General features: G+C 72.4%; 10 protein-coding genes. 4 read left to right on the top strand and 6 right to left on the bottom strand.

Annotation, left to right across the window (positions count from 1 at the left end; genetic code table 11):
* Window positions 1–3: 3 nt before the first annotated feature.
* From DQ237_RS20060 to treZ, 4 genes are all read right to left on the bottom strand, one after another.
* Window positions 4–1,266, bottom strand: coding sequence for a YncE family protein (locus DQ237_RS20060; RefSeq protein WP_240619349.1), 1,263 nt, complete (start codon window positions 1,264–1,266; stop codon window positions 4–6).
* 246 nt (window positions 1,267–1,512) lie between these two features.
* Complete coding sequence (locus tag DQ237_RS02725; RefSeq protein WP_113796826.1) at window positions 1,513–1,914, bottom strand: hypothetical protein; 402 nt, start codon at window positions 1,912–1,914, stop codon at window positions 1,513–1,515.
* Window positions 1,915–1,941: 27 nt separating this feature from the next.
* The gene (locus tag DQ237_RS02720) at window positions 1,942–2,670 is read right to left on the bottom strand and encodes a dihydrofolate reductase family protein (protein ID WP_166509459.1); all 729 of its coding nucleotides are present in this window, start codon (window positions 2,668–2,670) and stop codon (window positions 1,942–1,944) included.
* Window position 2,671: 1 nt separating this feature from the next.
* The gene (gene treZ, locus DQ237_RS02715; RefSeq protein WP_113796824.1) at window positions 2,672–4,426 is read right to left on the bottom strand and encodes a malto-oligosyltrehalose trehalohydrolase; all 1,755 of its coding nucleotides are present in this window, start codon (window positions 4,424–4,426) and stop codon (window positions 2,672–2,674) included.
* 167 nt (window positions 4,427–4,593) lie between these two features.
* On the opposite strand from treZ, the gene DQ237_RS02710 reads away from it, so the two are divergent.
* From DQ237_RS02710 to DQ237_RS02700, 3 genes are read left to right on the top strand one after another with little or no spacing between them, the layout of a single operon-like run.
* Complete coding sequence (locus DQ237_RS02710; protein WP_113796822.1) at window positions 4,594–5,649, top strand: efflux RND transporter periplasmic adaptor subunit; 1,056 nt, start codon at window positions 4,594–4,596, stop codon at window positions 5,647–5,649.
* A complete protein-coding gene (locus DQ237_RS02705) occupies window positions 5,646–6,374 on the top strand; it encodes an ABC transporter ATP-binding protein (RefSeq protein WP_113796820.1) in 729 nt (242 codons plus the stop codon). Before DQ237_RS02710 ends, DQ237_RS02705 begins: the two co-directional genes overlap by 4 nt.
* Window positions 6,371–7,594, top strand: coding sequence for an ABC transporter permease (locus DQ237_RS02700; protein WP_113796818.1), 1,224 nt, complete (start codon window positions 6,371–6,373; stop codon window positions 7,592–7,594). The genes DQ237_RS02705 and DQ237_RS02700 overlap by 4 nt, the downstream gene beginning before the upstream one ends.
* Before the next feature lie 105 nt (window positions 7,595–7,699).
* Here DQ237_RS02700 and treY read toward each other — a convergent pair whose 3' ends face one another.
* Together treY and glgX are read right to left on the bottom strand one after the other, a co-directional pair.
* Window positions 7,700–10,048 (bottom strand): malto-oligosyltrehalose synthase, encoded by a 2,349-nt coding sequence (treY, locus tag DQ237_RS02695; protein WP_113796816.1) that lies wholly within the window; start codon window positions 10,046–10,048, stop codon window positions 7,700–7,702.
* A gap of 76 nt (window positions 10,049–10,124) precedes the next feature.
* Complete coding sequence (gene glgX, locus DQ237_RS02685; RefSeq protein WP_113796814.1) at window positions 10,125–12,233, bottom strand: glycogen debranching protein GlgX; 2,109 nt, start codon at window positions 12,231–12,233, stop codon at window positions 10,125–10,127.
* Window positions 12,234–12,690: 457 nt separating this feature from the next.
* Between glgX and uvrB the strand changes: the two genes are divergently transcribed.
* Window positions 12,691–14,805 carry an excinuclease ABC subunit UvrB gene (gene uvrB, locus DQ237_RS02680; RefSeq protein WP_113796812.1) on the top strand — a complete coding sequence of 705 codons (2,115 nt, stop codon included), beginning with the start codon at window positions 12,691–12,693 and terminating at the stop codon, window positions 14,803–14,805.
* The last annotated feature ends 180 nt before the right edge of the window (window positions 14,806–14,985 follow it).

The following is a 14,985-nucleotide window of genomic DNA, read 5'->3' as shown; positions in this document are numbered from 1 at the left end:
CGGTCACGGTGCAGGTGAGCGCACCGGTGGTGGTGCAGGTCGCGCCGCCGGGGAGGCGGTGACGGTGTAGCCGGTGATCGCGCTGCCGCCGTTGCTGGCTGGTGCGGTCCAGCTGACGGTCGCGCTCCCGCTTCCCGAGCTCGCACTCGGTGTGCGGGGCGCCCCCGGCACGGTGCTGGGCGTCGAGTAGACGTCGAAGCCGGCCCACATGTTGTAGGACGGGAACTGCCGCGCGGTGACGTAGACGAGGTTCGCCGTCGGGGAGGCGGCGATGCCGAAGTTGTCGTGGCTGGCGGCCTGCGTGGAGCCGGCTTCGACGACCGGGGTGCCCGGGGCGGTGAAAGCGGCGGTGTCGTACCACCAGATCGCCGCGGTGGACGTCTGCCCGGCCACGGCACCGTAGAGGGTCTTGCCGTCCGGGGTCAGCGCGATCTGGGTGAAGCCCTCGGGCGAGCCGTTGCTGGTGTTGCTGGAGGCGACGTGCGTCAGCGCGGCGGTGCTGTAGGCGCTGATCCAGCCCTCGCTGTAGATGCCGGCGCTGTTGTCGTCGTGGGCCGCGTAGAAGCGCTTCCCGTCCGGGGCGACGACGAGGTCGCGCACGACGTGCCCCGAACCGTTGGCGAGGGACACGGTGCTGGTGACCGTGTTGGTGGAGGTGTCGACGACGGCGACGCCGCCCGAGACGCCCACGTAGGCGGTGCGGCCGTCGGGTGCCAGCGCCACGACCTGGGGAGCCGTGCCCACCGAGGGGATCGTGGTGACGACGGTGTTGGAGCTCGTGTCGATCACCGACACGGAGTTCGACCCGGTGTTGACGACGTACGCCCGCACGCCGGTGGCCGTGGTGCCCACCGCGATGCCCTGGGGTGCGGTGCCCACCGGGATGGTCGTCACCACCGCGCCGGTGGACGCGTTCATGCGGACCACCTTGTTGCCCGAGGTGCTGGTCACGAACGCTGCCGCGCTGTCCGGGGTGAAGGCGACCTCCCACGGGTCGGCGGCCGTGCCCGTCGAGTACCTGGTCACGGTGGGCGAGGTGGTCCCGGCGAACGCGTCGATCGTGGTGCCGCCGGCGAGGCTGGGAGCCCAGATCTTGGTGCCGTCCGGGCTGACGGCGAGGCGCCCGGGCTCGTCGGTGCTGGAGGTGAGCGTCGCCGTGCCGATGTGGCTGAGCGGAGCCGCAGCTGCTGCCGGCGGCGCTGCGGCCACCAGCCCGAGCCCGGTGATCGACGTCGCCAGGACCCCGGCGACCAGTGATCGCTTCATGTGAAGACCCATCCATTTCTGCACGGCACGGTTGCGCACAACAGAGTCGGGTGAGACGTCGTGCGTCCGTGACGAGCCACACCGGCGGCATGTGCCATACCTCACGGGGCTCCGTGGTGTCCCTCCACACACGACAGCCCCACACGCCCCGACCGCCCCAGGAGCCCCGTGGTGACCCGTGGTGTCCCGTGTGGTGCCGGGAGTCCGGAGCGGTGACCGGCTCCCGGGGCGACCGGCGCGTCGCCGTCACCCGGGGCCATCGGCCGGCCCCCACGCGGGCAGCGGGTGCTGCACCGCGTGCGGGTCGGCCGGGACCGGCGTCGCGCTGCGTGCGCCGCTCGGGTACTCCACGTGCCAGCCGTGCTCCACGGCCCGACCGTCCTGGATGCCGACGGTCTCCTGCGCACGGCCGGTCATCAGCGCGGCGACGACCTCGCGCAGGTGGTCCGATCCCTCGTCGAGCTCGACGGTGATCCGCAGGAACCAGCCGGTCTCCACGCGGACCGACTCCGGATCCAGGCCGGAGACGCGGATCCGCGAGCCGGTGCCCGGCGGGACGAGCTCGACGAGCAGCCCGAGGTCGACCAGCCGGCCACCGTGCTCCTCGGCCACGGACCGCAGCAGCACCTTCACGTCGTCCCAGGTCACGGCAGGAGCGTGGCAGGTCGGGTCGGCTCAGCCCACCGAGTAACGGGTGAAGAGCATCCCGTCCTCCTCCAGCACCTGGCGGAGGGAGAGCGGCAGGGCGCCGCCCGGCGCGCCGTCGAGCAGGCGCGCCTCGCCACCGACGAGGGCGGGGGAGATCGAGAGGTCGAGCTCGTCGACCACCCCTGCGGCCAGGGCGGAGCGGAGCAGCTGCGGGCCGCCCTCGCAGGTCACCTGCTCCAGGCCGCGGTCGGCCAGCGCGTCGAGTGCGGTCGGCAGGTCGACGTCCTCGTCCCCGCAGACCAGCACGTCGACCCCGGCGTCGGCGAGCGCCGCCCGTCGGCCGGCGTCGGAGGCCGCGCAGGTGACCAGGATCGTGGGGGAGACGGCATCGACCACCAGGCTGCTCGCCGGGTCCAGGGACGCCCGCCGCGACACCACCGCGATCGGCAGCGTCGGGTGGCGGCCGATCGACTCCCGCAACCGGCCGACGGAGGACCCGAGCAGCACCGGGTGGTAACCCTCGACCGCGGCGGTGCCGTGCCCGACCAGCACGACGTCGGCCAGGGCCCGCAGCACCCGGAACACCCGCCGGTCGCCGGGGGAGCCCAGACCCTCGCTCACCCCGTCGACGGTGATGGCGCCGTCGAGCGAGGCGATGAAGTCCATCCGCAGCCACCGACCGTCCGGGCAGCGGTAGGCCTCGACCAGGCCCTCGTCGTCGTCCAGGGGGGCGGGGTCGGGGAACAGCCGGCGCACGTCAGCGGGTGGACAGGATGGCCGCGCTCTCCGCGGGGAGGGTCACTGTCGTCCCGTCCAGCTGGGGTTCGTCACCGGTGGAGAAGACCACGCCGGCCGCGGCGCGGTCCAGGGCCACCGGACGCGGCTGACCGGCCAGGTTGGCCACCACCCGCAGCGCGCCGCGGTGCACGGTGATCGTGCGGTCCTCGTCGTCCCAGCTGACCTCGACCGCGGACAGGTCGGGGTCGACGAGGTCGGGGTGCTGCTTCCGCAGCGCCAGCAGCGTCCGCGTGATCCCGAGCAGCCGGGCGTGCGGCTCCTTGCCGGGCTCGGACCAGTCGAGCTTGGAGCGGGTGAAGGTCTCCGGGTCCTGCGGGTCCGGCACGATCTCGGGGTCCCAGCCGTGCTCGGCGAACTCGCCGATGCGCCCCTTCGCCGTCGCCTCGCCGAGCTCGGGCTCGGGGTGGCTGGTGAAGAACTGCCACGGGGTGCGGGCACCCCACTCCTCGCCCATGAACAGCATCGGGGTGAACGGCGCGGTCAGCACCAGGGTCGCGCCGACGGCGAGCAGCCCGGGGGAGAGGGTCTCGGAGATCCGGTCGCCGGTGGCCCGGTTGCCGATCTGGTCGTGGTCCTGCAGGTAGCCGAGGAACTTCCAGCCGGGCAGCCGGGCGGTGTCGACGGGGCGGCCGTGCGAGCGCTTGCGGAAGCTCGACCAGCTGCCGTCGTGGAAGAAGGCGCCGGTCAGCGTCTTGGCGAGGCCGCCGAGACCCGCCTCGGCGAAGTCCGCGTAGTAGCCCTGCCCCTCGCCGGTCAGCGTGGTGTGCAGCGCGTGGTGGAAGTCGTCGCTCCACTGGGCGTGGATGCCGCTGCCCCCGGCCGCGCGGGGAGTGACCATCCGCGGGTCGTTGAGGTCGCTCTCCGCGATCAGGGTCAGCGGCCGGCCGACGGCGACCGAGAGCTTGTCCACCTCGGCCGACATCTCCTCCAGGATCGGCGTGGCACGCTCGTCCACGAGGGCGTGGACCGCGTCCAGCCGCAGACCGTCGACGTGCATGTCGCGCAGCCACATGAGCACGTTGTCGAGGATGTAGCGGCGCACCTCGTCGGAGTCCGGGCCGCTCAGGTTGATCGAGTCGCCCCAGGTGTTGGAGCCGCCCTCGGCGAAGATCGGGAAGAACAGCGGCAGGTAGTTCCCCGACGGGCCGAGGTGGTTGTAGACGACGTCCTGGATCACGCCGAGGCCGCGCTGGTGGCAGGCGTCGACGAACCGCTGGTAGGCCTCCGGGCCGCCGTAGGTCTCCTGCACCGCGTACCAGAGCACGCCGTCGTAGCCCCAGTTGTGCGTGCCGTTGAAGGCGTTCACCGGCAGCAGCTCGACGAAGTCCACGCCGAGGTCGACCAGGTGGTCCAGCCGCTCGATCGCCGAGTCGAGCGTGCCCTCGGGGGTGAAGGTCCCGATGTGCATCTCGTAGACGACGCCGCCGGCCAGGGGGCGCCCGGTCCAGGCGGAGTCGCCCCACGCGTAGGCGGACGGGTCGAACCGGCGGGAGAGCCCGTGCACGCCCTCGGGCTGGCGGCGCGAGCGCGGATCGGGGCGGGGCGTTTCGTCGTCGGCCAGGAGGAAGCCGTAGTCGGCGTCCGGCCGGGCCTCGACCTCGGTACGCCACCAGCCGCCGTCGTCCCTGCGCATGTCGTGGACGGTGCCGTCGACCTGCACTCGCACGCGTTCGGGCAGGGGCGCCCAGACGGCGAACTCGACGGGAGCGGGCATGCGGGGGCCTCCGGGAATCGGGGACGGCGGGGGGCGGGGGAGTCCTGCCCGCGTTCGGGCGTCCCAACCATCCGGAGCGCGGGACGGCGGTCACCCGCGTGCCGCGACGAAAACCCTCCGTGGCCGGCCTCTCACCCGCTAGTCTCCCGCGCCACCGGTACCGCTCGGTGCCCTATCCGTCGGAGGTCACCGTGGGCACGGTCCGCACCCTCGTCTTCCCCGCGCTGCGGCTGCTCGTGTGGTCGGTGATCGCCGTCGCGCTGGTGGTGCTGGCGTTCCGCGGCGGGAGCGGCATGGAGGCGGGAGCGGGCCCGGGGGCACCCGTGCTCGACCTCTCCTCCCCGACCGTGCCCGTCGAGCGCGGGACCGTCGCCAACACCGTGACCGTCACCGGCACCGTCGTCGCCGACGACCCGGTCACGGTCAAGGCCACCGCCGCGGGCACCGTCCGCCGGATCCTGGCCGACAAGGGGAAGACGGTCACCTCAGGCCAGGCCTTGCTGGAGATCCGGGTCGAGGAGCAGGTGCAGCCCACGACCGGGACCGACGCCGAGGGCAACCCGACGGTCACGCCGCGGCCGCCCAAGGTCCGGACGGTGACCGTCCCGGCGCCCAGCGGGGGGACCGTCTCCTCGATGGACCACCTGGTCGACCAGGTGGTGGCGGTCGGGGACAAGATCGGCGAGATCGCGCCCGGCAGCCTCTCGGTCACCGCGTCGCTGACCCAGGCCGAGCAGTTCCGGCTGCTCGCACCGCCGTCCACCGCGGAGGTGACGGTGCAGGGCGGGCCGGCCCCGTTCACCTGCACCGGCCTCACCCTGGGTGCTCCGGCCGCCCCCTCCGGAGGGGACCCCGCGCCGGGCGGGGGGCCGATGGGCGTGCCGGGTGCCGGAGGCGGCGGCACCACCGCGCGGTGCACCGTCCCCGGCGGGACGACGGTGTTCGCCGGCATGGCCGCCACCGTCGCGGTGAACGCGGGGACCGCGGAGGACGTGCTGGTCGTCCCGATCACCGCGGTCCAGGGCTCGGTGCAGCAGGGCAACGTCTGGGTGGTGGGAGAGGACGGCGCGCAGGAGCAGCGCTCGATCGCGCTCGGCCTGAGCGACGGCGACCGGATCGAGGTGCGGGAAGGACTGAGCGAGGGCGAGCAGGTGCTGCAGTTCGTCCCCGTCCCCGACGACACCGTCGACGAGGACATGATGATGGGCGGGCCGTACGGATGAGCCTGCTCTCACTCGCCGGCATCAGCCGGCAGGTCGACCTGCCCGACGGCAGCGTGCTGCCGATCCTCACCGCCGTCGACCTGGACGTCGCCCCGGGGGAGCACGTGTCGATCGTCGGGCGCTCCGGCTCGGGGAAGTCGACGCTGCTCAACATCCTCGGGCTGCTCGACACCCCGACGTCCGGCAGCTACCTGCTCGACGGCGAGCCCACCGACCACCTCCGCGCGCGGCGCCGGTCGCGGCTGCGCGGCGAGGTGTTCGGCTTCGTCTTCCAGCAGTTCAACCTGCTCCCGCGGCGGACGGCGGTCGAGAACGTGGCCGCGCCGCTGCTCTACGCCCGCGGGCGCGACTTCTTCCGCCGGCGGCGCACCGCCGCGGAGATGCTCGACCGGGTGGGCCTCGGCGCCCGCGCCGACCAGGTGCCGGAGCGCTTGTCCGGCGGCGAGCAGCAGCGCGTGGCGATCGCCCGCGCGCTGCTGCGGTCCCCGCGGGTGGTGCTCGCCGACGAACCGACCGGCGCCCTGGACGTGGAGACCGGCGCCCAGGTGATGGCGCTGCTCGCCCAGGCCACCGCCGAGAACGGCGCCGCCCTCGTCACCATCACCCACGACCTCTCGGTGGCCGCCCTGGCGAGCCGCCGCTTCCGGCTGGATGCCGGCCGGCTCACCCCGCTGGTCGAGGTGGGGTCGCTGGGGGCCGCGACGACCGACCGGGGGACGGCGTGACCGGCGTCCTCGGCGCGCTGTCCGAGGCGTGGGACGAGGTCCGCGTCCACAAGAGCCGGGTCGTGCTCTCGCTGGTCGGCGTCTTCCTGGCGGTGTTCGCCATGACCACCGTGACCGCGCTCGGCCTGATCGTCGCGCAGGTGCAGCAGGAGAACGCCGAGCGCAACGGCGGCCGGTCGGCCACCATCGCCGTCCAGGCCTTCGACCCGATGACCGGGACCCCGCCCGCCGCGGAGGAGTGGGACGCCGCCGTCGCCGAGCTGATCGACCGGTACGGGATCACGGCGTCGGCGAGCCTGGCCTACGGCCAGGGCCTCTACCGGCTGCCCGGCGGCACGCAGCAGGTGCAGACCATGCGTGTCTCCCCGTCCTACGGCGAGCTGCACCGCAAGGAGCCGGTCCAGGGGCGGTGGTTCCGGGAGGGCGACCGGAGCTCGCTGAGCCCCGCGCTGGTGGTGAACGAGGCGTTCCTCGAGGCGCTCGGCGTCCCCGACCTCTCCTCCCGGCCGACCGTCGTCCTCGGCGGCCCGACCCCCGTGACGGCGACGATCGTCGGGGTCGTGCGCGAGGGGTACGGCGGCGACCTCGTCGTCTACCGGGTGGACCGGTCCGGTGGGCCCTGGGGCGAGGCGGGGACCGTCGACCCCGTGCAGGCCATGTACGGCGGCCCCACGAACCTGGAGATCTGGGTCGACCCGGACCAGGCCGAGCAGGTGGTGGAGACCGTCTCGCGCGACCTGGGGCTCGCGCTGCACGGGGCGCAGGTGGAGGCCTACCGGCAGGACGCCGACGGGATGGAGGAGACCCTGGCGACGCTGCGGCTGGCCATCCGGGGCGCCGGCGTGGTCGTCCTGGTGCTCGGTGGCCTCGGGGTGCTCAACATCGGCCTGGTCACCGTGCGGCAGCGGATCCGCGAGATCGGCGTCCGGCGCAGTTTCGGCGCCACCTCCGGGAGGGTGTTCTCCGCGGTGATGCTGGAGAGCGTGTGCGCCACCGCGCTGGCCGGCGTCGCCGCCGTCGGCGCCTCGATCGTGCTGGTGCGCAACCTGCCGATCGAGCAGTGGTTCAACGACGGCATCCCGCTGGCCGACGCCCCCGGGTTCCCGGTGGCCGCGGCGATCGAGGGGATGGTCGCGGCCACCGCGGTCGGTGCGCTCGCCGGCCTGCTGCCCGCGATCATCGCCGTCCGCGCCAAGGTCATCGACGCGATCCGCTTCTGACCGTGACGAGCGGGGGCCGGAGGCTCCCCGAGGAGCGGTCGCGGGGGCTCCGCTCGCTCGGGGACGGCTCCTGGCCGCGGTGTCGTCCGGAGGACGACCATGTGCTCAGTCGCGGACGAGGACGGCCACGGGCAGCTTCGCGAGCAGCGCGTCGGCGGCGATGCCCGCGACGTCGGAAACCACGCGCCCGCCGGTGAGCAGGTCCCGCCAGGCGCCGTTCGGCAGCTGCAACGCGGTGTCGCCCCAGCCCTGGTCGGCCAGCCTCGCCGGCAACCGGGTGGCGACCACGACGACGCCGTCGGTGTCCTCGCCGCTCCGGTCGAACGCGACGACCTGGTCGGCGCCCGACCCGGTCACCTCGACGGGGGAGTACCCGGCGAACCACTCGGGGTGGTCCCGGCGCGCGCGCAGCACCCGGGAGACCACGAGCAGCTTGGCCGCACCGGTCTCGTCGACCTCGGGCACCTCGCCGGCGTCCAGGCGGGCGAGCAGCTCCCGCCGCAGCGCGTAGTCGACCGGACGACGGTTGTCGGGGTCGACCAGCGAGTAGTCCCAGAGCTCGGTGCCCTGGTAGACGTCCGGCACGCCGGGCATCGTCAGCTGCAGCAGCTTCTGCGCCAGCGAGTTCGACCGGCCCAGCGGCGCGATGCGGGCGACGAACGCCTCGATCTCCGCGGTCGTCGCCGGGTCGTCGTAGGCGACGTCGACCAGCGCGTGCAGCTGCTCCTCGAACTCCTGCACCGGGTTGGTCCAGGTGGTCGAGGTGCCGGCCTCGCGGGCGGCCTTCTCCACGTAGGCGTGCGCCCGTTCCCGGGAGAGCGGCCACGCCCCGACCAGGTTCTGCCACACCAGGTGCGCGAGCGACCGGTCGGCCAGCGGGTGCCGGGTCAGCCAGCCGCGGACCAGCCCCGCCCACTCGCCCGGGAGCTCGGCGAGCACGGCCAGGCGGGCGCGCACGTCCTCGCTGCGCTTGGTGTCGTGCGTGGAGAGGGTGGTCATCGACCTCGGCCGCCGCTCCAGCCGGCGCCGCTGCGCATCGTGGAAGGCAGCGACCGTGCTGCCGAACTCGGTCGGGTCGCCGCCGACCTCGTTGAGGGCGACGAACCGGGCCCACCGGTAGTAGGCGCTGTCCTCGACGCCCTTCGCCATGACCGGGCCGCTGGTCTGCTCGAAGCGGGTGGCCGCCTCGGTGCCGGCCTGCGAGAGCACCGGGTGCAGGGCGTCCAGCGCCGCGGTCAGGTCGGGACGGCGCTCGCGCACCGCCGCGACCGTCCGGTCCAGGTACTCCCGGCCGTCGGGCAGGTAGCTGCGGTAGACCGGGAAGGAGGCCAGCAGCTCGGCCAGCGCCTCGGTCTGCTGCGCGGTGTCGACGCCCGGGAGGTCGCCGATGACCCGCACCAACCGGGCCACCTCCGAGCCCAGCATCCCGTCGGTCACCTCGCGCTTGCAGTCGTGGACCAGCTGCGCGTAGTCCACCCGCTCGCCGGCGAGCTCGGTGTCCAACGCGGTCAGCGCGGCCTCGCCGGCGGGGTCGATCAGCACCTCGTCGACCTCGGCCAGCGCGTCGTACCCCGTCGTCCCCGCCGTCGCCCACCCCTCGGGCAGGTCCTCACCGGGCTCGAGGATCTTCTCGACGACGGTCCACCGGTTGTCCGACGCCTCCGCCAGCCGGTCGAGGTAGCCCTTCGGGTCGGCCAGCCCGTCCGGGTGGTCGATCCGCAGCCCGTCGACGGCGCCGTCGCGCACGAGCCGCAGCACCAGCTCGTGCGTGGCGTCGAAGACGGCCGGGTCCTCCACCCGGAGACCGGCGAGGGTGTTGATCGCGAAGAACCGCCGGTAGTTCAGGTCGGAGTCCGCGCGCCGCCAGTCGACCAGCTCGTAGTTCTGCCGGGCGTGCACCTCCTGGGGCGTGCCCTCACCCGTACCGGGAGCGATCGGGAAGCGGTTGTCGTAGTAGCGCAGCTCACCGTCGACGAGCTCCAGCTCCTCGACGTCGTCCGCCGACCCCAGCACCGGGATGCGGACCTTGCCGGAGCCGAACTCCCAGTCGATGTCGAAGGCGCCGGCGTGCTCCGACGCCCGACCGTGCTGGAGGACGTCCCACCACCACGGCGCGGCCGCCGGGTCGTCGACCCCCATGTGGTTGGGCACCAGGTCCAGCACCAGGCCGAGGCCGTGCTCGTGCAGCGCGCCCACGAACCGGTCGAAGCCCTCCCGCCCGCCCCGCGCCTCGTCGATGTGCGCGTGGTCGACGGTGTCGTAGCCGTGGTTGCTGCCCTCGGCCGAGCGCAGCAGGGGGGAGGAGTAGGCGTGCGAGACCCCCAGGTCGGCCAGGTAACCGGCGAGCTCGGCGGCGTCCTGCAGCCGGAAGTCCGCGTGGACCTGGAGGCGGTAGGTAGCCGAGGGCACGCCGCGGCGAGGCTCCTCGTCGGGAGCCAGGACGGGCCCGGTCATCGTGCTCCCCCCTCGCTCACGCGGGCCGCTCCGCTCCTCGCTCGTTCCTCGCTGCGATGCTCACGCCTCTGCCCGCTCACAGGGCAGGCCCGGTGAGCACGACGATCGCGCGGCCGTCGACGGTGACCGTCTCGCCCGGCTTCAGCTGGACCGGCTCGACCTCGTCCATCTCGGCGGTGTCGAGCACCGTCGTCCAGCTCTGGCCGTAGTCCTCACCGGGCAGCGTGAACTCGATCGGCTGGTCCGAGGCGTTGAACGCCAGGTAGAAGTGGTCGTCGGTGACGTACTCCCCGCGCTCGTCCATCTCGCGGATGCCGACGCCGTTGAGGTAGACGGCGAGCGACTTCGCGTAGCCGACGTCCCAGTCCTCGTCGCCCATCTCGTCGCCCTCGGGCGTGAGCCAGGCGATGTCCGGGACCGGCTCACCCAGGCCGCGGCGCACCGGCCGGCCGTGGAAGAAGCGGCGACGGCGGAACGTCGGGTGGTCGCAGCGCAGCTGGGTGACCTTCTTGGTGAACTCCAGCAGGCCGTCGTCGACCTTCTCCCAGTCGATCCAGGTCAGCGGCGAGTCCTGGCAGTAGCCGTTGTTGTTGCCGCCCTGCGAGCGGCCCAGCTCGTCGCCGTGCAGCAGCATCGGCACGCCCTGGCTCAGCATGAGGGTGGCGATGAAGTTGCGCTGCTGGCGGGCGCGCAGGTGCAGGACCTGCGGGTCGTCGGTCTCGCCCTCGACGCCGCCGTTCCAGCTCCGGTTGTGGCTCTCGCCGTCGTTGTTGCCCTCGCCGTTGGCCTCGTTGTGCTTCTCGTTGTAGGAGACGAGGTCCCTCAGCGTGAAGCCGTCGTGCGCGGTGACGAAGTTGATGCTGGCGACCGGACGCCGCCCGGAGTGCTGGTACAGGTCGGCCGAGCCGGAGATGCGGTCGGCGAACTCGCCGATCGTCCCGCCCTCGCCGCGCCAGAAGTCGCGGACGGTGTCGCGGTACTTGCCGTTCCACTCCGTCCACAGCGCGGGGAAGTTGCCGACCTGGTAGCCGCCGTCGCCGACGTCCCACGGCTCGGCGATCAGCTTCACCTGGCTGACGACCGGGTCCTGGTGCACCAGGTCGAAGAACGCCGACAGCCGGTCGACCTCGTGGAACTGGCGGGCCAGCGTGGAGGCGAGGTCGAAGCGGAAGCCGTCGACGTGCATCTCGGTGACCCAGTACCGCAGCGAGTCCATGATCAGCTGCAGCGACTGGGGGACGCGGACGTTGAGCGAGTTCCCGGTCCCGGTCGTGTCCATGTAGTACTGCTCGTCGCCCTCGACCAGCCGGTAGTAGGTCCGGTTGTCGATGCCCTTGAACGACAGCGTCGGCCCCAGGTGGTTGCCCTCGGCGGTGTGGTTGTAGACGACGTCGAGGATGACCTCGATGCCCGCCTCGTGCAGGGCCCGGACCATGCCCTTGAACTCCTGCACCTGCTGGCCGTTGGAGGCCTGGGCGTACTCGTTGTGCGGCGCGAAGAAGCCGATCGTGTTGTAGCCCCAGTAGTTGCGCAGCCCCTTCTGGAGCAAGGTGTCGTCCTGCACGAACTGGTGCACCGGCATGAGCTCGATGGCCGTGACGCCGAGCTCCTGCAGGTGCTCGATGACCGCCGGGTGCGCGATGCCGGCGTAGGTGCCGCGCAGCTCCTCGGGGACCCGGGGGTGGGTCATGGTGAGGCCCTTGACGTGGGCCTCGTAGATGACCGTCTTGTTGTACGGGGTCTTCGGCGGGCGGTCCACGCCCCAGTCGAAGTACGGGTTGACGACGACGGACTTCGGCATGTGCGCCGCGGAGTCGTCGTCGTTGCGCTCCTTGGTCTCGAAGTCGTACCCGAAGCACGCCTGGTCCCAGTCGATCTGGCCGTCGATGGCCTTGGCGTAGGGGTCGAGCAGCAGCTTGTTGGGGTTGTAGCGCAGCCCGTTCTCCGGCTCGTAGGGCCCGTGCACCCGGAACCCGTACTTCTGGCCCGGGTGGATGCCGGGGAGGAAGGCGTGCCAGACGTAGCCGTCCATCTCGGGGAGGCGGATGCGCTCCTCGTTGCCCTGCTCGTCGAACAGGCACAGCTCGACCTTCTCGGCCACCTCGCTGTAGATCGCGAAGTTGGTGCCGGTGCCGTCGTAGGTGGCGCCGAGGGGGTAGGCGCTACCGGGCCATACCTGGGTCATCGTGTGGAGTTCCTCCTGCGCAGGGGCCCCGTGGGCTCGGGGCGGGCCGGGCGCGTGCGGGCACGGCCGGCCGGGACGGGCGACGGTGACCCGTTGCCCGCGTCAGGAGCCCGCCACACCTGCACGGCGTGTGAGTCCTGTCCGTCCTACCGGACCGGGCACGTCGGCCCGGGGGCGGGGCCCGCGACGACGACGCCCCCCGGGCCGGGAGGGCGCGGGGGGCGTCGGGCACCCGGGCGGCGGCCGGGGTGGCACGAGCGGAGGGGGCCGACCTCGCCCGGGTGGAGGCCCGGGTGGCGCTGGTCCCCGATGGTGACCGCTCCTGCGATGAGGCAGGTTAGGGAAGGACGCCGGAGGAGACAAGTACCCGCCCTGCCCCGGCCGCACCGCCTGCCCCAGCGGTCGCCGGGGGGCGCTCGCGACGCGTTCTGTCACACCGCCGACGTACCGTCGTGGCGTGCGCACGACCACCGATCTCCGGCCCACGCAGGGGCGCTTCCACGTCGTCAGCGAGTTCGAGCCGGCCGGCGACCAGCCGGCGGCCATCGCGGCGCTGGCCGAGAAGGTCAAGGCGGGGGACAAGGACGTCGTCCTGCTGGGGGCCACCGGCACCGGCAAGTCGGCCACCACGGCGTGGCTGATCGAGCAGGTCCAGCGGCCGACGCTGGTCATGGCGCCCAACAAGACGCTCGCCGCCCAGCTGGCCAACGAGTTCCGCGAGCTGCTGCCGAACAACGCCGTCGAGTACTTCGTGTCGTACTACGACTACTACCAGCCCGAGGCCTACGTGCCGCAGACCGACACCTACATCGAGAAGGACTCCTCGATCAACGAGGAGGTCGAGCGGCTGCGGCACTCGGCCACCAACAGCCTCCTCACCCGGCGCGACGTGGTGGTCGTCGCCACGGTGTCCTGCATCTACGGCCTCGGCACGCCCGAGGAGTACGTCGACCGGGCGCTGAAGATCTCGGTGGGGGAGGAGCGCGACCGCGACGAGCTGCTGCGCACCCTCGTGACCGAGCAGTACACCCGCAACGACCTGTCCTTCACCCGCGGCACGTTCCGGGTGCGCGGGGACACGATCGAGGTGTTCCCGGTCTACGAGGAGCTCGCCGTCCGCATCGAGATGTTCGGCGACGAGGTGGAGCGGCTGTACTACCTGCACCCGCTCACCGGCGAGGTCGTCCGCGAGGTGCAGGAGCTCTTCGTCTTCCCGGCCAGCCACTACGTCGCCGGTCCCGACCGGATGGAGCGGGCGATCCGCGGCATCGAGGCCGAGCTCGAGCAGCGGCTGGCGGAGCTGGAGAAGCAGGGCAAGCTGCTCGAGGCCCAGCGGCTGCGCATGCGTACGACCTACGACATCGAGATGATGCGGCAGGTCGGGTTCTGCTCCGGCATCGAGAACTACTCGCGGCACATCGACGGGCGCAAGCCCGGTTCCGCGGGTGCCTGTCTCATCGACTACTTCCCCGACGACTTCCTCCTGGTCATCGACGAGTCGCACGTGACCGTCCCGCAGATCGGTGGCATGTACGAGGGCGACATGAGTCGCAAGCGGACGCTGGTGGAGCACGGCTTCCGGCTGCCGTCGGCCATGGACAACCGTCCGCTGAAGTGGGAGGAGTTCACCGACCGCATCGGGCAGACCGTCTACCTCTCCGCGACCCCCGGCGACTACGAGCTGGGGCGGACCGGGGGCGAGGTCGTGGAGCAGGTCATCCGCCCGACCGGCCTGGTCGACCCCGAGGTGGTGGTCAAGCCGACCAAGGGTCAGATCGACGACCTGGTCCACGAGATCCGGGTCCGGGTCGAGAAGGACGAGCGGATCCTGGTCACCACCCTGACCAAGAAGATGGCCGAGGACCTCACCGACTACCTGCTCGAGCTCGGGATCAAGGTCCGGTACCTGCACTCCGAGGTCGACACCCTGCGCCGGGTCGAGCTGCTGCGCGAGCTCCGCCAGGGTGAGTACGACGTGCTGGTCGGCATCAACCTGCTCCGTGAGGGCCTCGACCTGCCCGAGGTCTCGCTGGTCGCCATCCTGGACGCCGACAAGGAGGGCTTCCTCCGGTCGGGCAAGTCCCTCATCCAGACCATCGGGCGGGCAGCCCGCAACGTGTCGGGCCAGGTGCACATGTACGCCGACAAGATCACACCGTCGATGGCCCAGGCCATCGAGGAGACCGAGCGCCGGCGCGAGAAGCAGATCGCCTACAACCTCGAGCGTGGCGTCGACCCGCAGCCGCTGCGGAAGAAGATCGTCGACATCCTCGAGGGCATCTACCGCGAGGCGGAGGACTCCGGTCCGGCCGAGCTGCTCGGCGGGTCGGGCCGGCAGCAGTCCCGCGGGAAGTCGCCCGTGCCCGGCCTGTCGTCGAAGAAGGCGGGGAAGGCCGGCGCCATCGACGTCCAGGGGTTGCCGCGCAACGAGCTGGCGGACCTCATCACGCAGATGAACGAGCAGATGCTCTCCGCGGCCCGCGAACTGCAGTTCGAGGTGGCGGCCCGGCTGCGCGACGAGCTGAACGAACTGAAGAAGGAGCTGCGCCAGTTCGACGCGGCCCACGCCTGAGCCAGCCCCCCCCCTCCACGAGTGAGATCCGGCTCGTTCGCCGGTCGGACAGCGGAGTCGGGGCGCCGAGAAGCGTTGCGCGCGGTATATTTCGAGGACCGCGAACGGGCCGGCGATCCCGCCTGACCGTGCGCGGCCGCGAAGGGGAGTATCCCTCAGCGGCGGTGTCGTCAGTACGAG

Source organism: Blastococcus sp. TF02-8 (assembly GCF_003319175.1).
Taxonomy (GTDB): Bacteria; Actinomycetota; Actinomycetes; order Mycobacteriales; family Geodermatophilaceae; genus Blastococcus.
This window is presented reverse-complemented; position numbering and strand designations above follow the sequence as displayed.